Raw genomic sequence first — 22,535 nt, 5'->3', positions numbered from 1 at the left:
CTCCCAGCCTACGACTCGCGGAATCTGCCCTGACCTGCCGTGGCAGGACCTTAGACTTCCGGCATGACTGGGGATGAGCGCGATCGCGACCTGCCGGACCAGCCCGACGACCGCCCGTCCCAGCAGGACCCCGAGTCGACCGCCGACGAGGCCACGAGCCACTCAGAGCACTCGGACGACGCCGGCAACGACCGCGCCTTTGACGACGCCTATGACGACGACACCGACGGCGGTTCCGACGACCCGTCCGATGAGCGCACCGACGCCGCCGGATACGCCGGGACACGGCGCCGCCGCCGCAAACAGAAGAAGAAAGCCGGCTGGCTGAAGGTCACCCTGCTGTCCCTGCTTTCGATGTTCCTGGTCGTCGTGCTGGCGTTCGTCGGTTTCGCGCTCTACCTCAACCACGTGCTCAGCTCGAACATCACCCACGGCGCATCGCTGCCCAGCTCGACCGTGAAACCCGCTGCGGATGCTGGTGATTCGGAAAACATCCTGCTCCTCGGCAGCGACACCCGCTCCGGCACGGTGGACGACGTGCGCTCGGGCGCGCGGTCGGACGTCATACAACTGGTGCACATCAGCAGTGACCACAAGTCCGTCCAGATCGTCCACTTCCCGCGTGACCTCTACGTGCCGATCCCGGGCCACGGCAAGAACAAGATCAATGCCGCGTTCGCGTATGGCGGGCCGGGCCTGCTGGCCCAGACGATCTCCAAAATGCTCGGCGGCATCGTCATCAACCGCTACGCGATCATCGACTTCAAGGGTTTCGCCGAGCTGACCGACGACCTCGGCGGCGTCGATGTGTATGTCTCGCAGTCCTTCGACGAGAAGGGCTACGGCAGCTTCAAGAAGGGCTACAACACGATGGACGGGGATGAGGCCCTCGGCTTCGTCCGCGAACGTCACCAGCTCAAGGAAGGCGACATCGACCGCGGTCGCAACCAGCAGGCCTGGATCAGCGCGGTCGTGCACAAGACGCTCTCGGCCGGCACGCTCTTCAACCCGGTGAAGCTGACCAACACCGTCAAGGACCTGACGAAATACACCCAGGTCGACGCCGACACCTCCGCCGGAGACATCCGCAGCCTGGCGCTGAGCCTGCGCAAGCTGCGTTCTGGGGACATCACCTACTACACCGCGCCGTTCTCCGGATTTGCCAACGACAAGGTCGCCGGCTCGATCGACGTGGTCGACAAGCCGCGGATGAAGCAGCTCGGCAAGGCGATCTACCACGACAAGATGGACACCTATACCTACGGCAAGAACACCATCCGCTGAGTTCTGCCTCGGCTGCCGCCGGACCGCACACAACCCGCGACCGTTGAGGGTTGCGTGCAAGTTTCTCGCCATACCCGCGCGTAACCCGCGACCGTTGAGGGTTATGCACGCCGGCGGCTCGTTACGATCGAGCCGTGCCCATCGAACTCGACACCACCATGCACCCCGACCTCGCGCCGCTGGCCTGGCTGCTCGGCGAGTGGGAAGGCACCGGCGTCGCCGGTTACCCCGACCTGCCGACGGTGAATTTCGCCCAGGAGATCAGCTGCACGCACGACGGCCGGCCGTTCCTGCGGTGGGACACCCGCAGCTGGGTGGTCAACGACGACGGCAGTCGCGGCGAGCCGTTCGAGACCGAGCTGGGCTTCTGGCGACCGCTGCCGGAGGGTGAGGTCGAGCTGTTGCTGACGCACCCGACCGGGGTCACCGAGCTCTACTACGGCAAGACCGAGCCGGCCAAGGCCGAGCTGCGCACCGACGGCGTGCTGCGCAGTCCGGACGCGCGCGAATACTCCGCCGCACACCGGCTCTACGGCTACGTGCAGGGTGGGCTGATGTGGGCCACCGACATGGCGGCGCTCGGTCAGCCACTGCAGTCCTATGCCTCAGCGCAGCTGCATCGGTCTGCTGCGGCTCCTCGCGAGTCCGGCGCCTGACGCCCTACGGCCGGTTCACCGGTTGATGAGGTATTGCGCGGCATACGCCAGCACGCCGGTGCTGAGCACCGCGGCGATGCCGTAGCTCAGTTGGCCGGCGGGGTCGTCGGTGTCCAGCAACCGCAGCACCCGACGCACTGCGGCACCCACGAAACCGGCCAGCAGGCCGGTGAGCAGCAGGATGTTCAGGGATAGGTCGCCGTCGATCAGGCCGACGACCAACCCGACCAGCACGCCGAGCAGCGCGCCCATCGGCCAGGACCACTCCACCGCGTGTTTCGCGGGCAGCATGGCGTCGGCGAGCAGCCCCAGCGCGGCGGCACCCACCGCGACGGCAACCGCCGCATCACCCTGGTCGTATGGCGCCGCCCCGGCGCTCAACATGCCGCTGGCCAGCACCACGAGCCCGAAGGCAGCGCCGGCGAGCGAGACGGTCAGGTCGGCACGACCGTCGGTGCGGACCAGTTGATGCAGGAATGCCAGCACCAGCCCGACCGCGAGCACGACGCTCAACGACCGCATGCCGTCCTCGTCACCGGAGAAGACGACCACGCCCGCCATACCGAGGGCCGTCGCAGCGAGCACCAGGCTGGTGCCGGTGGTGCGCGGCAGGCGCAGCAGCAACGGCCAGCCCCACGCGAAGGTCAACCCGGCTGCGAGCACGGCGTATGCCGAGACGTCTCCCCCGGCATACGCACCCAGAATGACCAGGGCTGCGGTCACCGCACCGGCGAGTAGCGCAAGCGGGCTCGTGGCGAGGCGGGACGTCGTCGACTCGGTCAGGCTGGCTGTGGACACGAGCCGCATCCTCCCATCATCCGCCGGCGAAGGGCGGCAGCACCTCGACGGTCGCGTCCGCGGGCAGCGCCGCCGAGCCGTCGACCCGCTGCCCGTTCAGCAGGAACGACGCGACCTTCAGCACCGGTGCAAGCCCGGGATGCGCCTCCAACGCGGCAGTGCGCAACTGCCCCAGATCGCCGGCCACGAACCGCTCCTCGTGCGTGCCCGCAGCTGCCTGCGCGGCCGCCCAGTAGCGCACCGTCACCTCATGCATGTGGTCCTCCAGACCCCGGCTCATCCCGTGTGTCGCTCGTCACCGCCGCCCCCGAAACGTGAGGAGCTGCGGTCGTCTCGTTCTATTCTTGCAACTCATGGCCCGTCTGCTGCTGCTGACCGACGCGCCCGGCGCCAGTGTGGAGGTGCTGCCGGCGCTCGGTCTGCTGAGCCATCGGGTCCGCATCCTCGCCCCGCAACCGCAGGCCCTGGTCGACCCTCCGGACTGCGACCTCGTGCTGTTGGACGCCCGCCGCGACCTGTCCGGTGCACGCGGCCTGAGCCGGGTGCTGCGCACCAGCGGCCTGTCGACCCCACTCGTCGCGGTCTTCACCGAGGGCGGCATGGCTGCCTTGACCGGCGAGTGGCAGGTCGACGACGTGATCCTGGACAGCGCGGGCCCGGCCGAGGTCGACGCCCGGCTGCGCTTCGCGATCAACCGGCTCGTCGAGGAGCAGGACGAGGTGCCGACGCGGATCACCGCGGGTGGCCTGGTCATCGACGAGGAGTCGTATGCCGCCAGGATCCACGGCCAGGCGCTCGACCTGACCTACAAGGAGTTCGAGCTGCTGAAGCACCTGGCGTCCCACCCGGGCCGGGTCTTCTCCCGGGCGCAACTGCTCCAGGAGGTCTGGGGCTACGACTATTTCGGCGGCACGCGCACCGTCGACGTGCACGTGCGCCGGCTGCGGGCGAAGCTCGGCCCGGAGCACGAGACGCTCATCGGCACCATCCGCAACGTCGGTTATCGGTTTGTCGGCGCCGCCGGATCCGCGCAGCCGGACGAGTCGCTGGTCGACTGAACCCTGCTGCCCCGTGCAGCTCGACGCGAGTCGTGAGCGGCGAAAAGCACTGTGCCAGAACCTAATTCGCGTTCCACCCGGGTCTGTACTAACACCGCCAAGCGCCCTTCTACCACACTCGTGCCCAACCACGGAGAGTCTTGCGAACGCCAGCGTCTTTACCAACTCTTGAAGAAAATTTGGCAAAACTCTGGACGAACCTTTACTTCCGCACTACCTTCAGAGCACTTGATCCACAGGTCAATCTGAGGTTCGCAGGATACGCAACTAATTCAGGTCGTCATACACCGTCTTTCACCGGGTCAAGTTCCCCCAAGGGGTCCGTCACACGCGGACTCTTCGTCAGTCACGAAAGATCCTTCTTTCCTTACCCATGCACCGGGGGTATTCGCCGAATACCCGCCCGGAAGGAGATACCCCATGTCCAAAACACTCATCACCCTCCAGTCCCGCCTCGTCGACGCCGTTCAGGGCAAGAAGGACCGTGGGGCCACCATGGTGGAGTACGGCCTGCTGGTCGCCCTCATCGCGGTCATCGTTGCCGTTGCCGCCACCACGCTTGGTGAAGGTATCGCCGGACTGTTCGACGAGGTCACCGCACAGCTCTGATCGCGGTCGTCGTCCGGGGTCGGTCCGGTGACCCGAACCGCCCCCGGGCGAGACGCATTGGCGCAAACGAGCCAGCCATGAACGCAGCATTCTTCGCCACTCGAATGCGCTGTCGACGCGCAGTCATCGAGCGAAAGGAATCCGGAGCAACAATGGCCGAATACGCCTTTCTGCTCGGCCTCATCGCACTCGTCGCGTTGGCCGCAGTGCAGGGATTCGGCCTCGGAGTGCGCGCCCTTTACGAGCGTGTGCCGACCATTTTCTGATCGCCCACCGACTCCCCACTCCGATCGTCACCCGTCACCCACCACACCCATCTCCCCCGAGAGGAGGCACCGCCATGCGACTGACCCGGCACACCGCGCACCGCGACCGCGGCGCGTCCCTCGTGGAGTTCGCGATCGTGCTGCCGCTCTTCCTGGTGCTGATCGGCGGCATCGTGGACTTCGGCAGGGCCCTCTTCACCGAGATCACGCTGACCAACGCGGCTCGAGAGGGCGCCCGGTCGGCGATGTACGGGACCTCCCCTCTCCCCCGCGCAGGACAGGCCGCCGGCAGCGTGCCGGGTGCCCAAACCTCGAACAACACCTGCCCGCAGGGCGCGACCACCGGTGACGTCACCGTCACCGTGAAGGCACCCTTCCAGTGGATCGTCCTCGGCCCGGCCCTGAACCTGATCCCCGGCGCGAGCAACACCTTGCCCGACCACCTGACCGGGAAGGCGACGATGCAATGCGGCGGCTGAGACTCCTGCTCGCGGGCCGCCGCGCCGACGGCGAGCGCGGCGCGATCGCGGTGCTGACCGCGGTGCTGGTGATGTTCGTCGCGATCGGGATGCTCGCGCTGACCGTCGATCTGGGCAACGTCACCTACAACCGCGCGCAACTGCAGAACGGCGCCGACGCCACGTCACTCGCGCTCGCCGCGGCCTGCGCGCAGCAGACCGACGACGGCGCGGAGTGCGCAGTCACCGATCAATTGCGCGCGCTGGCGGTGAAGAACGCCAACGCCACCGACCAGTCGATGCAGATCCTGACCGACCAGCGCACCTGCATCAGCGCCAACTACTCGGGCCCGACCGACCTGCCGGACTGCACCGGCACTACGTCGCCGACGTCACTGCAAAGCTGCCAACCGATCCCGGCAAAGCTGCCCGCCTCCGCGTCGTATGTCGAAGTCACCACGCAGACGGAGATGAAGGATGGCAGCAGCGTGCTGCCCTTCCACTTCGCGCAGCTGCTCAAGGGCGGCAAGGACGGCGCGACGACCCAGGCGTGCGCGCGGGCTGCCTGGGTCGCAGCCGGCAGCACCGGCACGACCCTGCCGATCACCATGGGCATGTGCGACTGGAACAACGCCACGGCGGGCGGCACGAAGTATGCGCCGGCGCCGCCATACAGCGTCCCAGCCGGATCGGGATCCGCTCCGCCCGCCGAGGTCCGGACCCCGGACAACTACGTCACCGGCATCTTCGCGCACGACTCGGACGGCAACATGTGCTCGGACCAGCCGAACGGCGGATTCTCCTGGCTCGCACCGGATTCGACCGCCGACCCGGACTGTGACGTCACCATCGACGCCGGCGACAACGCGCCGAGCAACCCGGGCGCCAGCGTGCCGTGCAAGAGCGTGCTGGCGAAATATCTCGGCAAGATCGTGACGATCCCGGTCTTCGACGGCTTCACCGGGAGCGGCCGCAACGCGAGGTACCACATCAAGGGGATCGCCGCCTTCTACCTGGCCGGCTACGACAACGTCCCCAGTGCGAAGCCGCACAAGACCTCGTCGGTCTACACCGAGCCCTCCGGTGTGTGCACCGGCAAGTGCAACGCCTCGACCACCTACGTCTGGGGCTGGTTCGTCTCCACCCTGCTACCCATCGACTCGACCGCCACCGACCCGGGTGCCGAAGACCTGGGCGCCCGCGTCGTCATACCGGCCGGCTGACACAGAAAGCACCCACTCATGAAACGTCGCATAGTCGCCGTCGCCCTCGCGCTCGTCCTCGCGGTCGCCGGGTTCGGACTCGTCTTCAGTTATGTGCACGGCGCCGACGCCCGTGCGGTCGAGGCCCAGAACCCGGTGACGGCATACGTCGTCCAGAAGCTGGTGCCCGCCGGCACCAGCCTGCAGGACGCGCAGGAGCAGGGCCTGATCGAAGCCACCAAGGTGGCGCAGAGCGGTCGCCCGTCGGGCGTGCTCAGCGCCGTGGACGCGAGCAACAAGTCCCTGGTCGCGACGACCGACATACAGCCCGGCGAGTTCGTGATGGCGGCGCGCTTCGGGACCAAGCCGGCCAACGAGAAGGCCATCTCGGTGCCGGCCGGCAAGGTCGCGGTGTCGGTGCAACTGACCGACCCGCAACGCATCGGGCAGTTCATCACCCCCGGCTCGCACATCGCGGTCTACGCGACACACGAGATCAAGAAGGCCGGCGACAGCAAGGCGGCCAAGGCGTTCAACGATCTCGACGTCAAGGGCACCAGCGTCGTGCTCCCCAACGTCGAAGTGATCGCCTACGGCAGCAAGCCGCTGCAGAGCCCGAGCGGTGACGAATCCTCCTCTGCCGACGACAAATCCGGCACCAACAACACCGCCAAGCGGGACGCGGCCTACCTGGTCACGCTGGCCGTCACGCCGGCCGACTCGGTGCGGCTGGTGCACTCGGCCAACGACTACACGCTGTATGCCGGACTGCTCGGGTCCGGCACCAAGGTCGATGCCAAGCAGCGCACCGACGACGGCTCGGTCTTCGGCGGAACCTCGGCGATCGTGGGTGCGAAATGACCGTCCTGTGGGAGCCCATGCAGGGCGCCATCGACACCTTCGGTATGGCGCTCGGCGACGACGTCACCGTCGTCGCGCACGCCTCCAGCATCGACCGGGAGGTCGGCACCGGCGGACACCGCCTGGTGGTGATCGGACCCGAGGTCCCGGCACGGAACGCCTACGAGCTGGCCGAGCAGCTGCGGGTCGACCGCCCCGCGGTCGGCGTCGTGCTGCTGCGGCACCGGCTCGAGGTCGCAGTGCTGACGCAGGCGCTGCGCAGCGGCGTGCGGGAGGTCGTGCAGGCCGACGACCACGCCGCACTGGTCGAAGCGGTGCAGCGCAACGAGGCGTTGAGTGCCCGACTCGGGTCCCCGAACGGCGAAGCCGGCACGGCCGGCCACGTGGTCACGGTCTTCTCCGCCAAGGGCGGCGTGGGTAAGACGACCGTCGCGGTCAACACCGCGGCCCACCTGGCTGCCGGCGGCGCAAAGACGCTGCTGGTCGACCTGGACCTGATGTTCGGCGACGTCGGCATCTGCCTGCAACTGCCGCCGACGACCTCGATCATGGACCTGGTCGCGATGACCGGACACCTGGACGCTCAGGGGCTGGCCTCGGTCGTGGAGCAGCACGAGTCGACCGGACTGGACGTGCTCGTTGCACCGCACGACCCGGCCGACGCCGAGCGGGTGCCCGCCGAGCTGGTCACCGAGCTCATCCGGCTGGCCCGGACCAGCTACGACTATGTCGTCCTCGACATGCCGCCGTCGATGCCCGAGCACGTCCTGGGCGCCTTCGACCTCAGCGACCTGCTGGTGCTGGTGTCGACCCTTGACATACCCGCGGTGAAGAACCTGCGGCTGGCCACGACCACGCTCGATGCACTCGGCGCCCCGCAACAGAATCGGCTGCTCGTGCTCAACCGCGCGGACCTGAAGGTCGGTCTGTCGGTCAAGGACGTGGAGGCGGCGCTGCAGCAGCCGGTCAGCCTGCGGCTGCCCAACGCGATGAGTGTCCCGGCCGCGTCCAACCGCGGCGTCGTGCTCACCGTCGACGAGCCGAAGGACGCCTTCGCCGTCGCGCTGCGCGACTTCGTCGATCACACGGTGCGGCCGCACTTCGGTGACGAGCCGACCCGCGCGAGCAGCCACCGCTCGCACCGGCTGAGGAGGAACAAGTGACCAATCTTGCTGACCGGATGGACCTGGCCCGGCAGGCGAAGGGCGGGGCCCCGGTCGCTCCGACACCGCTGGCCGGTGCGCGGCACCGCAGGAACCGGGACGTCTTCGCGCCGGTGAAGGACCGGGTGCACCAGGCGCTGGTGGAGCGGCTCGGACCACGGCTCTACGACCCGAACCTGCCCGAGGCCGAGCTCGCGGTGCAGGTGCGCACCACCTTGCAGACGGTCATCGACGGCGAACAGACGCCGCTGTCGCACTCCGACCGGACCCGCATCGCGCAGGAGATCTCCGACGACATCCTCGGGCACGGCCCGCTGGAGCCCTACCTGCGCGACCCGGACATCACCGAGATCATGGTCAACGGGCCCTCTGACATCTTCGTCGAGCGCGACGGCCGGCTGCACCCGGCCGACACCGCGTTCAGCGACGACGCCCACCTGCGCCGCACGATCGACAAGATCGTCGCGCGCGTCGGCCGCCGGGTCGACGAGTCCAGCCCGATGGTCGACGCGCGGCTGCCCGACGGCTCCCGGGTCAATGCGGTGGTCGCGCCGATCGCGCTCGACGGTGCACTGCTGACGATCCGCAAGTTCGCCGCCGACCCGTTCACCGACGCCGACCTCATCGGCTTCGGCACCATGACCGAGACGGCCCGTGACTTCCTGCGCATGTGCGTGCTCGGCCGCCGCAACATCCTCATCTCCGGCGGCACCGGCTCCGGCAAGACCACGACGCTGAACGTGCTGAGCGGATTCTTGCCGGCCGACGAACGGATCGTCACCATCGAGGACGCCGCCGAGTTGCAGCTGCACCAGGACCACGTGCTGCGCATGGAGGCCCGCCCGCCCAACATCGAAGGTCGCGGCGCAGTCGTGATCCGTGACCTGGTCCGCAACGCGTTGCGGATGCGGCCGGACCGGATCATCGTCGGCGAGGTCCGTGACGGTGCGGCACTGGACATGCTGCAGGCGATGAACACCGGTCACGACGGGTCACTGACCACGGTCCACGCCAACAGCCCCCGCGACTCGCTGGCCCGGCTGGAAACGATGGTGCTGATGGCAGGCGTGGACCTGCCGGTGCGCGCTATCCGTGAGCAGGTCTCCAGCGCGGTCGATCTGATCGTGCAGCAGACCCGGCTCAAGGACGGCACCCGCCGGATGGTCGCCATCACCGAGGTCGTCGGCATGGAGTCGGGCGTGATCACCCTGCAGGACCTGTTCACCTTCGACTACTCCGCCGGCCGCGACGCCCAGGGGCGCTTCATGGGGCAGCTGGTCCCGACCGGCATACGCCCGAAGATGACGCAGGAGCTGTCCGACCACGGCATCGAGGTGCCGATCCACTTCTTCGCACCGGCACTGGCATGAGGACCTCCCGCTTCGCGTGCGCCGCGCTGCTGGCCGCAGTCACCGTCGGCTGGGCGGCACCGGCCAGCGCCGACACCACACCCAAGGGCACCATCGGCGACCTGACCGCACACGGTGGCACGTATGACGGCGTGCTCACCTTCCGTGCCAAGCAGGTCGTGCAGGTCGACCCGTCGTCGGTCCGCGCCACCGTGGACGGTGAGTCGGTGCCGGTCTCCGTGCAGGACACCAGTCACATGCAGCGCACCGCTCTGCTGGTGATCGACACAAGCGGCTCGATGGGCAGCGCCGGGATGCAGACCGTCCGACAGGCGACCGCGGTCTATCTGAAGGAAGTCCCGTCCGATGTGCAGGTCGGCGTGCTGAGTTTCTCGTCCGACTCACGCCTGGTGCTCAAACCCACGACCGACCGCAAGTCGGTGCAGCGTGCCGTCGACGGACTGACCGCCAAAGGCAACACCGCCATGTATGGCGCAGTCCGTATGGCGACGAAAACGCTTGGCAGCAAAGGCGATCGCAGCATCGTGCTGCTGAGCGACGGCGCGGACACGCAGAGCAAGAAGCCTGCGAAGGACCTGGCTGCCGACACGAAGGCACTGCAGGACCAGGGCATCCGGGTCGACGTCGTGCGCTTCAAGAACACCGACCCTGCCGCGGAGAAGGCTCTCGCGCAGTTCGCGAAGGCGGGCGGCGGATCGGACGTGCTGGCCACCGACAGCGGCGGCGTCGCGGGAGCCTTCCGCAGCTCGGCGCAGGCGCTGAACTCCCAGTCGCAATTCACCCTGTCGCCGAAGAAGTCGCTGGGCGGCGAGCACCGGCTGACGCTCACCGGCACGGCATCGGGCAAGGCCTTCACGGTGTCGCAGCGGCTCGACTTCGGCGCGCTGCCGGCACCGTCCGCCAGCGCGCCGCCGGCCGCAGCCGCCGCACCGGTCCCGCCGGTTGCGAAGGTCGACGTCGCGCCGGCATGGGTCTTGTGGGTCGGCGGCAGCCTGCTGACGGTCGGGGTCTTCCTCTTCGCGTATGTACTGCTGACCCCGTCGTTGCAGTCGCGTCGCGAGCGGCGCCTGGCAACCGTGCAGTCCTATCTGGACGCGGCCACCCGACAGGGCAAGCGGGCGACGAAGGACGGCCCCTCCGCCACCCGGGAGGCCCTGGTGCGGCGCGCCGAACAATTCATGGCACGCCGCAAGTCGACCGATCGGACGATGCAGCTCATCCAGCGTGCCGACCTGCCGCTCCGTGCCGGCGAGTGGCTCGTCCTGCGCGTGGTGGCCGTGCTGCTGTGCGCGGCCGCCGGCGGAGTGCTGCTGAGCGGCGCGGCCCTCTTCGGTGTCCTGGCCGGCGCTGTCCTGGGCTTCGTCGCACCCGTCGCCTTCCTGCGGTTCAAGGCCAAGCGGCGAACCTTGGCACTGGAGAAGCAGTTGCCGCAGGTGCTGACGCTCGTGGCGACCAGCCTGCGCAGCGGCTTCGGATTGCCGCAGGCGCTCGACGCCGTCGCGCGCGACGCGAGTGACCCGGCCGCCAAGGAACTGTCCCGGGCGCTGGCCCAGATCCGGATCGGCTCCGACATCGCCGACGCCCTCGACGATCTGGCCGACCGGATGGGCACCGAGTCCTTGCACATGGCGGTGATGGCGATCCGGATCCAGCGGCAGGTCGGCGGCAACCTCGCCGAGACGCTCGACACGACCGCGCACACCCTGCGCGAGCGGGAGTCGCTGCGTGGCCAGGTCGCCGCCTTGTCGGCGGAAGGGCGCCTGTCGGCGGCGATCCTGATCGCCCTGCCGATCTGCCTCTTCTGCTACATGCTGGCCGTGAATTACGACTACATCGCGCTGTTGTGGACCACCGGCATCGGCCTGGTCATGCTCATCGGCACCTGCGTGCTGATGGCGATCGGCACCGTGTGGATGCGCAAGACCGTGCAGATCGAGGTGTGACATGACTGTCGTGTATGTCGGTGCCGGGCTCATCGCCCTGGCGATCCTGCTCACCGTTGCGCTGCTGGCCCGGTCCTCGGGCGACGCGCAGACCGTCGCCAGGTCGCTCGCGTTGATCAACGCGGGTCCGCTGGGTGTGCAGTCCGGTCCGAGCATCGAGCCGGAGAGTCTGGTGGACCGGCTGCTTGCCCTCACTGCGAAGGTCACCCGCCGGCTGACACCCACCTCGGCGGGCGAGCGCCTGTCGCGCAACCTCGACCGGGCCGGCCACCCCGCGCCCTGGACGGTCGAGCGGTTGCTGGGCGCCAAGGGGCTGGCCGCCATCCTCGGCGCCCTGCTCGGGCTGCTGCTCGGTGCCGACACCGTGCAACGCATCGTCTTCGCGCTGCTGCTCGGCGCACTGCTCTTCGTGCTGCCCGACCTGTTGCTCTACAACGCGGCGCTGCACCGGCAGGAGCACGTCACCCGCGGATTCGCCGAGATGCTGGACATGCTGACGATCTGCGTGGAGGCCGGGCAAGGCTTCGACGCCGCACTGCACGAGGTCTCCCGGAACGTGCACGGTCCCATCGCCGGTGAGCTGGCCCGGATGACCGCGGAGATCCAGATCGGCACCTCCCGAGGCGAGGCTTTCCGCGGGCTCGGCGACCGGGTCAACCTGCCGGAGGTGAAGAACTTCGTCACCGCGATCGCCCAGGCCGACAAGCTCGGCATCCCGATCGCCTCCGTGCTGCGCGAGCAGACCGCGGCGATGCGGCTGGCCCGCCGGCAACGGGCGGAGGCCCAGGCGCAGAAGGTCACCGTGAAGATCCTCTTCCCGCTGATCCTGTGCCTGTTCCCCGCGCTGATGGTGGTGGTCATCGGACCCGGTGCGATCCGGATCTTCCAGATGTTCTCGCACAGCGGTTGATCGGTGGGCGTCATACGGCACGATGGACGGGTGACTGCTGCACAGGAACTACTGGCCATCGCTGACCGGGCGTCGTCATCCGACGGGGTGGAGCCGTTCTCCGAGCAGACCCGAATCGCGCTGCGGCACACCGAGCCGCAGCACGTCATCAGCTCAGACGGCGCGGTGGTCGCCGGCGCGTATGTCGCCGACGACGGCGCGGTGGAGCTGGTGGTCGATCCCGAGCGACGTCGGCAGGGCTTCGGATCGCAGATCGTGCACGAGGTGCTCGAGCAGCGCCCGGACGCACGCTTCTGGGCACACGGCGACCTGCCCGGCGCCCAGGTGCTGGCCGAGTCCGCCGGCCTGTCCATCGTGCGCAACCTGTGGCAGATGGGTCGCGCTGCCGACGCCGACCCCGCGATCGAATCCCCAGCCGTGCCAGCGGGATTCACCGCACGCACCTTCCAGCCGGGTGACGAGGAGACGTGGCTGGACCTCAACCGGCGCGCCTTCGACTACCACCCCGAGCAAGGCAAGATGACCCGCCGCGACCTCGACGAGCGGATGGCCGAGCCGTGGTGGGACCCGGCGGGCCTGATCCTGATCTTCGACGACGCCACCGGTGAGCTCGCCGCGTCGCACTGGACCAAGATCGAGCCGACCGAGCCGGACACCGGCGAGGTCTATGTCGTTGCCGTCGACCCAGGCCGGCAGGGGCAGGGCCTGGGCCGGGTCGTCACCGGCCTCGGCCTGGTGCACCTGCGGCAGCGCGGCGTCGAGCGCATCGAGTTGTATGTCGAGGGCGACAACGCAGCCGCCGTTGCGACATACCGGCGCCTGGGGTTCAGCCGGACCGGGCTGGACGTCATGTATGCCGTGGTCGACGCTTGAGCGATCTCTGATCGTTGAGCCGGTGACCTCGACAGGCTCGGCCAGCTTGCGTGGCGGCTCGGCCCACTTGGGGCGGCTCGGCCAACTCTCGGGGCAGGCTGGGCCAACTCTCTGGACACCCAGGTGCAGCACGACGCCGTGTTTGGGAGAATGACCACATGGATTCGGAGCCGACCCCTCTCGCTGCGGAGGACCCCGAGACGCAGCCCACCGCCAGTGACGCGTCGCTGGTGCGCCTGCAGACGCGCGCGGCCCAGCGTGCGCGGGGTGAGAACGGCCGCTTCATCCGCGTCGCGCCGGAGCTGGACCAGAGCGTCGACGAGGAGTTGCCCGTCGACCGCTTCCTGGACCGCGAGATCTCCTGGCTGCAGTTCAACGAGCGGGTGCTGCAACTCGCTGCCGACCCGCTGGTGCCGCTGCTGGAGCGGGCACGTTTCCTGGCGATCTTCGCCAGCAATCTCGACGAGTTCTTCATGGTCCGGGTCGCCGGGCTCAAGCGCCGCATCGCCACCGGTCTGGCCGTGCGCTCGCCCTCCGGTCTGGAGCCGCGCGAGGTCCTGGACGAGATCAGCAAGGCCGCGCACGAGCTGATGCAGGTCCACGCCAAGATGTTCCAGCGGCACGTCCGGCCGGCCCTCGCGGACGTCGGCATCCGCATCGTGCGGCCCGACGACTGGACCGACGAGGACCGCGAAGAGCTCAACAACGTCTTCCGCAACCGCATCTACCCCGTGCTGACGCCGCTGGCCGTCGACCCGGCGCACCCCTTCCCCTACATCTCGGGACTGTCGCTCAACCTGGCGGTGCTCCTGATCAATCCCAAGACCGGGCGCGAGCACTTCGCCCGGGTCAAGGTGCCGCCGCTGCTGCCCCGGCTGATGGAGCTGCCGATGGCCGAGGGCGAGGACGAGCTGTATGACGCGAGGTTCGTCGCCATCGAAGACGTCATGGCCGAGCACCTGCAATACCTCTTCCCCGGCATGGAGGTGCGCGAGCACTTCACCTTCCGGGTCACCCGCAACGAGGACCTGGAGGTCGAGGAGGACGACGCCGAGAACCTGCTGACCGCGCTGGAGAAGGAGTTGACCCGGCGCCGTTTCGGCCCGCCTGTCCGGCTCGAGGTCGCCGACGACATGGACGACCACGTCATGGACCTGCTGGTGCGTGAGCTCGGTGTCCGCGACGACGAGGTCTACCGCCTGCCGGAGCCGCTCGACCTGCGAGCGCTGAACATCATTGCGGATCTTGACCGTTCGGAGTTGCGCTGGCCGCCGTTCCTGGCCAAGCCACACCCGGACCTCGCTCCTGTCGAGCGCTCCGCCCAGTCCGACGTGATGGCGGCGGTACGGTCCGGCGACATACTCCTGCACCACCCCTACGACTCGTTCTCCACGTCGGTGGTGGCCTTCATCGAGCAGGCCGCCAATGACCCGAACGTGCTGGCGATCAAGCAGACCCTCTACCGCACCAGCGGTGACTCCCCGATCATCGACTCGCTGATCGACGCCGCCGAGTCCGGCAAGCAGGTGCTCGCCGTCGTGGAGATCAAGGCCCGCTTCGACGAGGAGAACAACATCACCTGGGCGCGCAAGCTGGAGCGCGCCGGGGTGCACGTCGTCTACGGCATGGTCGGCCTGAAGACCCACGCTAAGCTGTGCCTGGTGGTCCGCGAGGAGGCCGGCGAGATGCGCCGCTACTCCCACGTCGGCACCGGCAACTACAACCCCAAAACCGCTCGCCTCTATGAGGATCTGGGCCTGCTGACCTGCGACCGCGAGGTCGGCGAGGACCTGTCCCGCCTGTTCAACCAGCTGTCGGGCATGGCACCGCGCAGCAAGTTCAAACGGCTGCTGGTCGCGCCACGCTCGGTCCGCACCGGGCTGCTGGAGAAGATCCACCGGGTCACCGACGCCGCCCGCGACGGCAAGACCGCGCGGGTGCAGATCAAGGTCAACTCGCTGGTCGACGAGGACATCATCGACGCGTGCTACCGCGCATCGATGGCCGGCGCCGACGTCGACATCTGGGTGCGCGGCATCTGCTCGCTGCGGCCGGGCGTCGAGGGCCTGTCCGAGCGGATCCGGGTGCACTCCATCCTCGGACGTTTCCTGGAGCACTCGCGTGTCTTCCGCTTCATCATCGAGGGCGAGGACGACATCATCTACATCGGCAGCGCGGACATGATGCACCGCAACCTCGACCGCCGGGTGGAGGCGCTGGTCCGCATCACCGACCCCAAGCACATCGAGACGCTCGCCGGGCTGCTCGACAAGGGCATGTCCGACAAGACGTCCTCGTGGCACCTGCACGGTGACGGCCGCTGGGAGCGCCACCACCTCGACGCCGAGGGCGTGCCGCTGCGCGACATGCAGTCCGACCTGATGGCCACCTACGCCAAGCGCAAGCGCAAGGCACGCCGCCGGTGACGTCGTCACCGGCCACGCTGCGGTCGGGCACGGTCGCCGCAGCCGGCGCCGTGCTGTGGCGGCGCATCGACGACCAGTTGCAGGTCGCCTTGGTGCACCGGCCCAAGTACGACGACTGGTCGTGGGCCAAGGGCAAGCTGGATCCGGGTGAGACCTGGGTCCAGGCTGCAGCACGAGAAGTGTTGGAGGAGACCGGTTTTCGGCCACGCCTCGGCATACCTCTCCCTCGCTCGGTCTACTCCATGCAGCACGGCAAGCTGAAGGAGATCCGCTACTGGGCCGCCGAGGTGATGAGCGGCAGCGGCGACCTGGAGAACGAAATCGACGAGGTCGCCTGGCTGACTCCTGCGCAGGCGCAGACCCGCTTCAGCTACGTGCGTGACGCCCTGCAGCTGCAGACCGTCGTCGACGCCGACCGCAACGGCGAGTTGCAGACCTGGCCGCTGGTCGTCGTCCGGCACGCCGACTCCGTCTCGCGCAAGAAGTGGGACCGCGACGACAGGCTGCGCCCACTGAGCAGCACCGGGCGCGACCAGTCCCGTGCGCTGGTGCCGATCCTGGCGGCATACGGCGTCGAGCGCATCATCACCTCGCCGTCGACGCGCTGCTTCACCACCGTCCAGCCGTATGCCGCCTCCGCCGGCATCCGCCTGCGCACGAAGGCCGGACTGTCCGAGGAGACCTTCGCCGCGGACCCGCCCCGGGCCGGGCGCAACATCGCCCGGTTGTTGGAGCGTGCCGAGCCGTCGGCGTTGTGCAGCCATCGCCCGGTGCTGCCCACGGTGCTCGAGGCGTTGCGCGCCACCACGAAGCCGGACAGCGAGATCCACGAGATCCTCGCGGTCGCCGCCGAGGACGGCATGCTCAAGGGCGAGGCGCTGGTGTGCCAGGTCGCCGGACGCGGCGAGAAGGCGCGGGTGCTGAGCGTCGAGCGGCATACCCCCGCCTGACCCGGATCTTGCCGAGGGCCTGCCGGACCCTCATCAACGCGTCCCGGCCCGTTCACCCCGCGTTCACCAGCGGGGTGATAACACGTCACCCGGCTTCCCTACCGTCACCGTTGACCGGCCAACGTGGTCGGTCGAACAAAGTCATTCCGGGAAGGCAGTTCTCTTGAAGATCACGCGTATTGGGCGCGCCTCCGGCGTCGCCGTTGCAGCAGCGCTCGCGCTCACGGCCTGCGGCAGCGCGTCCAACTCCGACTCCAGCGGATCGGCGGGCAAGGCGTCCAACGGCAGCGCTGCATCCGGCGCCGCTGCATCCGGCGACACGGCCTGCTTCTCCGGCAGCCTGTCCGCGGAGGGGTCCACCGCCCAGCAGAACGCCATCACCCAGGCGATCTCGAACTACCAGGCCAAGTGCAACGGCGCGAAGATCACCTACAACGGCACCGGTTCGGGCGCGGGCATCACCAAGTTCATCGCCAAGCAGGTGGACTTCGCCGGCTCGGACTCCGCGCTCAACCCCGACAAGGGCGAGCCGGCCAAGGCCAAGAAGGCGTGCAACTCCGAGGCGCTGAACATCCCGATGGTCACCGGCCCGATCGCCGTGTCCTACAACCTCAAGGGTGTCGGCAAGCTCAACCTCACCCCTGAGCTGATCGCCCAGATCTTCTCCGGCAAGATCACCAAGTGGAACGACCCGGCGATCAAGGCCGCCAACAAGGGCGCCGACCTGCCGGCCACGAAGATCTCGGTCTTCTTCCGCTCCGACTCCTCGGGCACGACCGACAACTTCACCAACTACATGAACACCGTCGCCCCGAAGGACTGGCCCTACGAGCACGAGAAGGCCTGGAAGGGCAAGGTCGGCCAGGGCAAGGCCAAGACCGCCGGCGTCGCCAGCGCCGTCAAGGCCACCGACGGCGGCATCGGGTATGTCGAGTGGGGCTACGCCATCCAGAACAAGCTGAGCATGGCCTCCGTCGACGGTGTCCCGCTCACCGCCGAGTCGGCCGGCAAGGCGGTCGAGGCCGCCAAGGTCGTCGGCAAGGGCAAGGACCTGTCGCTGAAGATCGACTACAAGACCAAGGCCGAGGGTGCCTACCCGATCATCCTGGTCACCTACGAGGTCGCCTGCTCGAAGTACTCCGACGCCACGACCGCCAAGAACGTCAAGGCGTTCCTGTCCTTCATGGCCTCCCCGGAGTTCCAGGACAAGCTGACCGGCGTCGGCGCGGCACCGCTGCCGGCACCAATCCAGTCCAAGGTCGTCGACACGATCGGCTCGATCAGCTGACCGGCGTGCCAAGCTTGCGGGGGCGTCGGCAACAACGACGTCCCCGCTCGCGCGCGTCATACCCGCTCGACATACAGCACCCTTCCGCGGCACGCGCCCAGCGCACCGCACAGTTCACGGAGACCAGATGAGTTCATCGACCGGCGCATCGCTCGCCGACGAGCTGCCCGACCCCGACGGTCGGCCGCCGCTGAAGGGCGACCACGCGGGCACCGGACGACGAGGTGACCGCATCTTCGCCGGCGCCGCCTCGGGCAGCGGCCTGCTGGTCATCGCTATCGTCGCGCTGATCGCCGTCTTCCTGCTCAGCCAGGCGGTGCCGGCGATCAGCGAGGACAAGGCCGGCTTCCTGACCACCCGCGACTGGGAGATCTCGACGCGGGAGTTCGGCATCGTGCAGATGCTGTGGACGACCGTGGCCACCTCGGTCGTCGCGCTGATCATCGCCGTGCCGTTCTCGATCGCGATCGCCCTGTTCCTCACGCAGTACGCACCCAAGTGGCTGGCCGGCCCGGCAGCCGCCCTGATCGACCTGCTGGCCGCGGTGCCGTCGATCGTCTACGGCCTGTGGGGATACTTCATCGTCGCCCCGAAATACGCGCCCCTGCAGGACTGGGTCTCCGACAACCTCGGCTGGATCCCGTTGTTCAGCAAGGTCGGCGGCGTCGGCGGCGGCACGACGATCATGCTCGCGGGCATCGTGCTGGCGATCATGGTGCTACCGATCGTGACCGCACTGACCCGCGAGGTGTTCAACCAGGCGCCCCTCTCGCACCGCGAGGCGGCACTCGCACTCGGCGCCACCAAGTGGGAGATGATCCGCACCGCCGTGCTCCCCTTCGGCAAGACCGGCATCATCAGCGCGACCATGCTCGGACTCGGGCGGGCGCTCGGCGAGACCGTCGCCGTGCTCTACATCCTGTCCTCGCTGCCGAACGGCACGAAGTGGACGTGGTCACTGTTCAACGGCGGTGACACCTTCGCCTCCAAGATCGCCAACAGCGCCGCAGAGTTCACCCCGGGCGTGGGCACCGGGGCGTATGTCGCCGCGGGCCTGGTGCTCTTCGTGCTGACCTTCGTGGTCAACGCGCTGGCCCGCATCGTCATCGAACGCAGGAGTGGATTCTCCGAATGAGCAGCGAGAAGACCGCGTTGAAACCCGTTGCCCCTTCGAAGGTTTCGCAGCAGACGCCGCCGGAGCAGGATGCTCCCGGTGGACGGCCGCCGGGCGACGAGCCGCTGGGTGGCGGCATCGACCACGGCAAGTCCGGCCTGCGTGCGCTGAAGAACAACCTCGCGACCGTCATCATCTGGGCGGCATTCCTGATCGCGCTGATCCCGCTGGCGTGGATCCTGTGGACCGTGCTGTCCAAGGGCCTGGGCACGATGCTGGACGTCACCTGGTGGCAGAAGGACCAGTCAGGAGTCGGCGCACCCGGCTTCGACACCGAGGTGCGCGGTGCCCGCCACGCGATCGTCGGCACGCTGCTGATCGCGATCGGCACGTCCGTCATCGCCATCCCGATCGCCGTCATGACCGCGATCTACCTGGTGGAATACGGCCGCGGTTGGATGGCCCGGGCGATCAGCTTCATGGTCGACATCCTCTCGGGTGTGCCGTCGATCGTGGCCGGTCTGTTCATCTACGCGGTCTGGGTGACCTTCTTCGGTTGGCAACTCAACGGTTTCGGCTCCTCACTGGCTCTGGTGCTGCTGATGGTGCCGGTCGTGTGCCGCTCCACCGAGGAGATGCTCAAGCTCGTCCCGAACGAGCTGCGTGAGGCGTCATACGCCCTGGGTGTGCCGAAGTGGAAGACCATCGTCAAGGTGGTGCTGCCCACGTCCTTCTCCGGCATCGTGACCGGGTCGCTGCTCGGCTTCGCCCGGGTCGCCGGTGAGACGGCCCCGCTGCTGATCCTCGCGCAGTACTCGCAGTTCCTGAACGAGAACCTCTTCTCCGGCAACATCGCGGCGCTGCCGACCCTGATCAACACCAACCTGCCCAACATGGCCGGCGATCCGGTCAGCGCCGACCGGGTGTGGGGTGCGGCCTGCACCCTGATCCTGCTGGTGCTGGTCATCAACCTGATCGGCCGCCTCATCGGACACTTCACCAAGGTCAAGGGCTGAGCCGCACCTGCGGCGACGCGGAACCTCACGCGACATACAAGGAAAGACACTTCATGGGTAAGCGAATCGACGTCCAGGACCTGAACGTCTTCTACGGCGACTTCAAGGCCGTCGCGGGCGTCACGATGACCGTCGAGCCACGCTCCGTCACGGCATTCATCGGGCCGTCGGGTTGCGGTAAGTCGACCTTCCTGCGCACCCTCAACCGGATGCACGAGGTCACCCCGGGTGGCCGGGTCGAGGGCAAGGTCATGCTCGACGACGAGGACCTCTACGCGTCCTCGGTCGACCCGGTTGCCGTCCGCCGCACCGTCGGGATGGTCTTCCAGCGCCCGAACCCCTTCCCAACCATGACGATTCGCGACAACGTGATCGCCGGGCTGCGGCTCAACGGGGTCAAGAACAAGAAGGTGCTGGACCAGAAGGTCGAGGAGTCGCTGGTCGGCGCCAACCTGTGGAACGAGGTCAAGGACCGGCTGAACAAGCCCGGCGCCGGCCTGTCCGGTGGTCAGCAGCAGCGCCTGTGCATCGCCCGGGCGATCGCCGTCGAGCCGCAGGTGCTGCTGATGGACGAGCCGTGCTCCGCCCTGGACCCGATCTCGACGCTGGCGATCGAGGACCTGGTGACGCAGCTCAAGGAGCAGTTCACCATCGTCATCGTCACCCACAACATGCAACAGGCGGCCCGGGTGTCGGACCGCACCGCGTTCTTCAACCTCGAGGCCACCGGGAAGCCCGGCAACCTGATCGAGATGGACGACACACAGCAGATCTTCAACAACCCCAGCAAGAAGGCGACCGAGGACTACATCTCCGGGCGCTTCGGCTGAGTCCCCTTGTTCGGCTCCTCGCAAGACGGAGGGGTGGGGTCGCGAGCTCGCTCGCTGCCCCCACCCCTCCGTCTTGGTCGTCGCCTCACGGGCGTCCGCTTGTCGTTCGGTCGCCTTGGCCGTGCCCGTTGAGTTTGGTCGTTTCACTGGCGTCCGCTTTGTCGTGAGACTCGCCACAACGTCCGCGATTCACCCGGGCCGCGGGTGCACTTCATCGGCCGTTCCTGCATCATTTACCCGTGGGAAAAGACAAGGACAGCCGGCGACCGCTGTTTCGCGGACGCAAAGGCAACACCCTGAAGGTCGCTGACTCCCACGGTCGCACCTCGACAACTCCGCTCGTGCGGCTCGAGGACGAGCCCACCAAGGAGAACGGCAGTTTTGCGTTCGGCTACTGCAAGAGCTGCGACTGGACCGGCCGCGCCCGCCGGTCCCGTGACAAAGCCCGCGAGGACGCGCGCGACCACCGCGCAGGATGCTCGGGCAAGGGCAAGGTCCGCCTCGGCGCCACCGACCACCGCTAGGTCGACCGAAATCGATCTCCCGAACGTGGAACAAGTCGCTCTTCGACGCCGTTAGGCTTCATGGTGCGTCGGGCCGCGGCAGCCCCGGGTCCCAAAATTAGCCGCTACGAGCGGCCGTGCGCCGTGAGGCGCTCCCGGCCCGACGCACCAGCCTTCTCGCCGAGAGAACCGGCAAATACTGACAGGACCAGGGATTTGGGGCTAAATGCGTCCGAATCCGGGGGCCCCTCGGCAAACGAGGGGCCTCTCGGCACATGGGTCAGTCGGTCAGTCAGTCCAAAGTGCCCGCGCGCCACGCGGAGGCCGCCCGCTCCAGGTCCCGCGCCGTGTCGAGCAGCGCCACAGCGCTGCGGGTGACGGCAGCGGCGGCGCGCTGGTCATACCCGTCGTGGTCGTCGGCCCGGTGCGCCCGTCCGATCGAGATGATCCGGCAGAACGCCGCTGCCCGCTCCAGCGCCACGGACAGATCACCGTCGAAAACGCCGGTCAGGATGGCGTCGGTCAGCTCCCGCAACGCCTCGGGCGACGGCGGCTCCGCGGCCCCGGCGATGACGTGCTGGACGTCCGCCACCCGCCGGCCCAGGTCATAGTCGGCGGCCGCCGCCGTGCCGTCCCGCCGCACCGACTCGTGGATCGCATAGAGACGCCACAACGTGCCCGGGAGGCTGACCGCCGGACGGTCGGCCCACAATTCTGCGACGGTCGCCATACCGAGCTCGTCGACCAGGCTGACCAGTCGCTTGGTGAGCTCCGGATCGTCCGCCGCACGTCCCTTGCCCACGAGCGCCGCTGCCGTCTCGTGCGCGATCTCCGACACCTGTGCCGGGTCGGCGGCGCTCGACGTCTGGGCGTCGAGCGCAGCAGGGTCGAACATTGCGGGGCGTCGCGGACGACGCGGCTCGTTGTCGCTAGTCATCGCCCTCCACGGTAGGTGAT

Annotated in this window: 23 protein-coding genes; 20 read left to right on the top strand and 3 right to left on the bottom strand. The window is 68.2% G+C overall.

Translation table 11 applies throughout. The annotated features are described in order from the left end of the window. Positions 1-63 precede the first annotated feature (63 nt). A complete protein-coding gene (locus ACSZL9_RS14960) occupies positions 64-1,284 on the top strand; it encodes an LCP family protein (protein ID WP_446666301.1) in 1,221 nt (406 codons plus the stop codon). Between the two features lie 134 nt (positions 1,285-1,418). Next, positions 1,419-1,940, top strand: a complete 522-nt coding sequence (locus tag ACSZL9_RS14955) for an FABP family protein (protein WP_446666300.1) — start codon at positions 1,419-1,421, stop codon at positions 1,938-1,940. Between the two features lie 15 nt (positions 1,941-1,955). Here the strand turns inward: ACSZL9_RS14955 and ACSZL9_RS14950 are convergent, their stop codons facing one another. Next, positions 1,956-2,738 (bottom strand): hypothetical protein, encoded by a 783-nt coding sequence (locus ACSZL9_RS14950; protein ID WP_446666299.1) that lies wholly within the window; start codon positions 2,736-2,738, stop codon positions 1,956-1,958. A gap of 16 nt (positions 2,739-2,754) precedes the next feature. Beyond that, positions 2,755-2,994: a MoaD/ThiS family protein gene (locus ACSZL9_RS14945; protein ID WP_446666298.1), complete on the bottom strand. Its 240-nt coding sequence runs from the start codon at positions 2,992-2,994 to the stop codon at positions 2,755-2,757. Positions 2,995-3,091: 97 nt separating this feature from the next. Between ACSZL9_RS14945 and ACSZL9_RS14940 the strand changes: the two genes are divergently transcribed. The 18 genes from ACSZL9_RS14940 (at position 3,092) to ACSZL9_RS14855 (ending at position 21,599) form a co-directional block, all read left to right on the top strand. Then, positions 3,092-3,796, top strand: coding sequence for a response regulator transcription factor (locus ACSZL9_RS14940; protein WP_446666297.1), 705 nt, complete (start codon positions 3,092-3,094; stop codon positions 3,794-3,796). Between the two features lie 420 nt (positions 3,797-4,216). Then, positions 4,217-4,405 carry a Flp family type IVb pilin gene (locus ACSZL9_RS14935; protein ID WP_446666296.1) on the top strand — a complete coding sequence of 63 codons (189 nt, stop codon included), beginning with the start codon at positions 4,217-4,219 and terminating at the stop codon, positions 4,403-4,405. 77 nt (positions 4,406-4,482) lie between these two features. Next, entirely contained in the window at positions 4,483-4,671 is a 189-nt protein-coding gene (locus tag ACSZL9_RS14930; protein ID WP_446666295.1) for a Flp family type IVb pilin, read from the top strand. A 74-nt stretch (positions 4,672-4,745) separates the two neighbouring features. Next, a complete protein-coding gene (locus ACSZL9_RS14925; protein ID WP_446666294.1) occupies positions 4,746-5,150 on the top strand; it encodes a TadE/TadG family type IV pilus assembly protein in 405 nt (134 codons plus the stop codon). Next, positions 5,138-6,352: a pilus assembly protein TadG-related protein gene (locus ACSZL9_RS14920; RefSeq protein WP_446666293.1), complete on the top strand. Its 1,215-nt coding sequence runs from the start codon at positions 5,138-5,140 to the stop codon at positions 6,350-6,352. The genes ACSZL9_RS14925 and ACSZL9_RS14920 overlap by 13 nt, the downstream gene beginning before the upstream one ends. An 18-nt stretch (positions 6,353-6,370) precedes the next feature. Beyond that, positions 6,371-7,192 carry a Flp pilus assembly protein CpaB gene (gene cpaB, locus ACSZL9_RS14915; protein ID WP_446666292.1) on the top strand — a complete coding sequence of 274 codons (822 nt, stop codon included), beginning with the start codon at positions 6,371-6,373 and terminating at the stop codon, positions 7,190-7,192. After that, positions 7,189-8,355 (top strand): AAA family ATPase, encoded by a 1,167-nt coding sequence (locus ACSZL9_RS14910; protein WP_446666291.1) that lies wholly within the window; start codon positions 7,189-7,191, stop codon positions 8,353-8,355. Before cpaB ends, ACSZL9_RS14910 begins: the two co-directional genes overlap by 4 nt. Next, positions 8,352-9,725 carry a CpaF family protein gene (locus tag ACSZL9_RS14905; protein WP_446666290.1) on the top strand — a complete coding sequence of 458 codons (1,374 nt, stop codon included), beginning with the start codon at positions 8,352-8,354 and terminating at the stop codon, positions 9,723-9,725. The genes ACSZL9_RS14910 and ACSZL9_RS14905 overlap by 4 nt, the downstream gene beginning before the upstream one ends. Beyond that, positions 9,722-11,668: a type II secretion system F family protein gene (locus ACSZL9_RS14900; RefSeq protein WP_446666289.1), complete on the top strand. Its 1,947-nt coding sequence runs from the start codon at positions 9,722-9,724 to the stop codon at positions 11,666-11,668. Before ACSZL9_RS14905 ends, ACSZL9_RS14900 begins: the two co-directional genes overlap by 4 nt. Position 11,669: 1 nt before the next feature. Next, a complete protein-coding gene (locus tag ACSZL9_RS14895) occupies positions 11,670-12,578 on the top strand; it encodes a type II secretion system F family protein (protein ID WP_446666288.1) in 909 nt (302 codons plus the stop codon). A gap of 30 nt (positions 12,579-12,608) precedes the next feature. Then, on the top strand, positions 12,609-13,451 hold the full coding sequence (mshD, locus tag ACSZL9_RS14890; RefSeq protein ID WP_446666287.1) for a mycothiol synthase: 843 nt from the start codon (positions 12,609-12,611) through the stop codon (positions 13,449-13,451). A 158-nt stretch (positions 13,452-13,609) separates the two neighbouring features. Beyond that, positions 13,610-15,877 (top strand): RNA degradosome polyphosphate kinase, encoded by a 2,268-nt coding sequence (locus ACSZL9_RS14885; RefSeq protein ID WP_446666286.1) that lies wholly within the window; start codon positions 13,610-13,612, stop codon positions 15,875-15,877. Continuing rightward, positions 15,874-16,827: an NUDIX hydrolase gene (locus ACSZL9_RS14880; RefSeq protein WP_446666285.1), complete on the top strand. Its 954-nt coding sequence runs from the start codon at positions 15,874-15,876 to the stop codon at positions 16,825-16,827. The genes ACSZL9_RS14885 and ACSZL9_RS14880 overlap by 4 nt, the downstream gene beginning before the upstream one ends. A gap of 163 nt (positions 16,828-16,990) precedes the next feature. After that, a complete protein-coding gene (gene pstS / locus ACSZL9_RS14875; protein ID WP_446666284.1) occupies positions 16,991-18,115 on the top strand; it encodes a phosphate ABC transporter substrate-binding protein PstS in 1,125 nt (374 codons plus the stop codon). A gap of 127 nt (positions 18,116-18,242) precedes the next feature. Continuing rightward, positions 18,243-19,250, top strand: a complete 1,008-nt coding sequence (gene pstC / locus ACSZL9_RS14870; protein WP_446666283.1) for a phosphate ABC transporter permease subunit PstC — start codon at positions 18,243-18,245, stop codon at positions 19,248-19,250. Continuing rightward, positions 19,247-20,245: a phosphate ABC transporter permease PstA gene (pstA, locus tag ACSZL9_RS14865; RefSeq protein WP_446666282.1), complete on the top strand. Its 999-nt coding sequence runs from the start codon at positions 19,247-19,249 to the stop codon at positions 20,243-20,245. The genes pstC and pstA overlap by 4 nt, the downstream gene beginning before the upstream one ends. 53 nt (positions 20,246-20,298) lie before the next feature. Continuing rightward, a complete protein-coding gene (pstB, locus tag ACSZL9_RS14860; protein WP_446666281.1) occupies positions 20,299-21,075 on the top strand; it encodes a phosphate ABC transporter ATP-binding protein PstB in 777 nt (258 codons plus the stop codon). Positions 21,076-21,314: 239 nt separating this feature from the next. Beyond that, the gene (locus tag ACSZL9_RS14855) at positions 21,315-21,599 is read left to right on the top strand and encodes a DUF6349 family protein (protein ID WP_446666280.1); all 285 of its coding nucleotides are present in this window, start codon (positions 21,315-21,317) and stop codon (positions 21,597-21,599) included. A 271-nt stretch (positions 21,600-21,870) separates the two neighbouring features. On the opposite strand, the gene ACSZL9_RS14850 is transcribed toward ACSZL9_RS14855, so the two are convergent. Continuing rightward, the gene (locus ACSZL9_RS14850) at positions 21,871-22,515 is read right to left on the bottom strand and encodes a hypothetical protein (protein WP_446666279.1); all 645 of its coding nucleotides are present in this window, start codon (positions 22,513-22,515) and stop codon (positions 21,871-21,873) included. Between the last annotated feature and the right edge of the window lie 20 nt (positions 22,516-22,535).

Source organism: Flexivirga sp. B27 (assembly GCF_052905685.1).
The sequence above is the reverse complement of the archived record's forward strand: the minus strand, read 5'-3'. Positions and strand labels throughout refer to the sequence as shown.

Bases quoted from the DNA above. Each gene is read 5' to 3' on its own strand.
- ACSZL9_RS14960 (WP_446666301.1), top strand. From the start codon at position 64: ATGACTGGGGATGAGCGCGATCGCGACCTGCCGGACCAGCCCGACGAC.
- ACSZL9_RS14945 (WP_446666298.1), bottom strand. From the start codon at position 2,994: ATGCATGAGGTGACGGTGCGCTACTGGGCGGCCGCGCAGGCAGCTGCG.
- ACSZL9_RS14940 (WP_446666297.1), top strand. From the start codon at position 3,092: ATGGCCCGTCTGCTGCTGCTGACCGACGCGCCCGGCGCCAGTGTGGAG.
- ACSZL9_RS14935 (WP_446666296.1), top strand. From the start codon at position 4,217: ATGTCCAAAACACTCATCACCCTCCAGTCCCGCCTCGTCGACGCCGTT.
- ACSZL9_RS14930 (WP_446666295.1), top strand. From the start codon at position 4,483: ATGAACGCAGCATTCTTCGCCACTCGAATGCGCTGTCGACGCGCAGTC.
- ACSZL9_RS14925 (WP_446666294.1), top strand. From the start codon at position 4,746: ATGCGACTGACCCGGCACACCGCGCACCGCGACCGCGGCGCGTCCCTC.
- ACSZL9_RS14920 (WP_446666293.1), top strand. From the start codon at position 5,138: ATGCGGCGGCTGAGACTCCTGCTCGCGGGCCGCCGCGCCGACGGCGAG.
- cpaB (WP_446666292.1), top strand. From the start codon at position 6,371: ATGAAACGTCGCATAGTCGCCGTCGCCCTCGCGCTCGTCCTCGCGGTC.
- ACSZL9_RS14910 (WP_446666291.1), top strand. From the start codon at position 7,189: ATGACCGTCCTGTGGGAGCCCATGCAGGGCGCCATCGACACCTTCGGT.
- ACSZL9_RS14900 (WP_446666289.1), top strand. From the start codon at position 9,722: ATGAGGACCTCCCGCTTCGCGTGCGCCGCGCTGCTGGCCGCAGTCACC.
- ACSZL9_RS14895 (WP_446666288.1), top strand. From the start codon at position 11,670: ATGACTGTCGTGTATGTCGGTGCCGGGCTCATCGCCCTGGCGATCCTG.
- ACSZL9_RS14885 (WP_446666286.1), top strand. From the start codon at position 13,610: ATGGATTCGGAGCCGACCCCTCTCGCTGCGGAGGACCCCGAGACGCAG.
- pstC (WP_446666283.1), top strand. From the start codon at position 18,243: ATGAGTTCATCGACCGGCGCATCGCTCGCCGACGAGCTGCCCGACCCC.
- pstA (WP_446666282.1), top strand. From the start codon at position 19,247: ATGAGCAGCGAGAAGACCGCGTTGAAACCCGTTGCCCCTTCGAAGGTT.
- pstB (WP_446666281.1), top strand. From the start codon at position 20,299: ATGGGTAAGCGAATCGACGTCCAGGACCTGAACGTCTTCTACGGCGAC.
- ACSZL9_RS14850 (WP_446666279.1), bottom strand. From the start codon at position 22,515: ATGACTAGCGACAACGAGCCGCGTCGTCCGCGACGCCCCGCAATGTTC.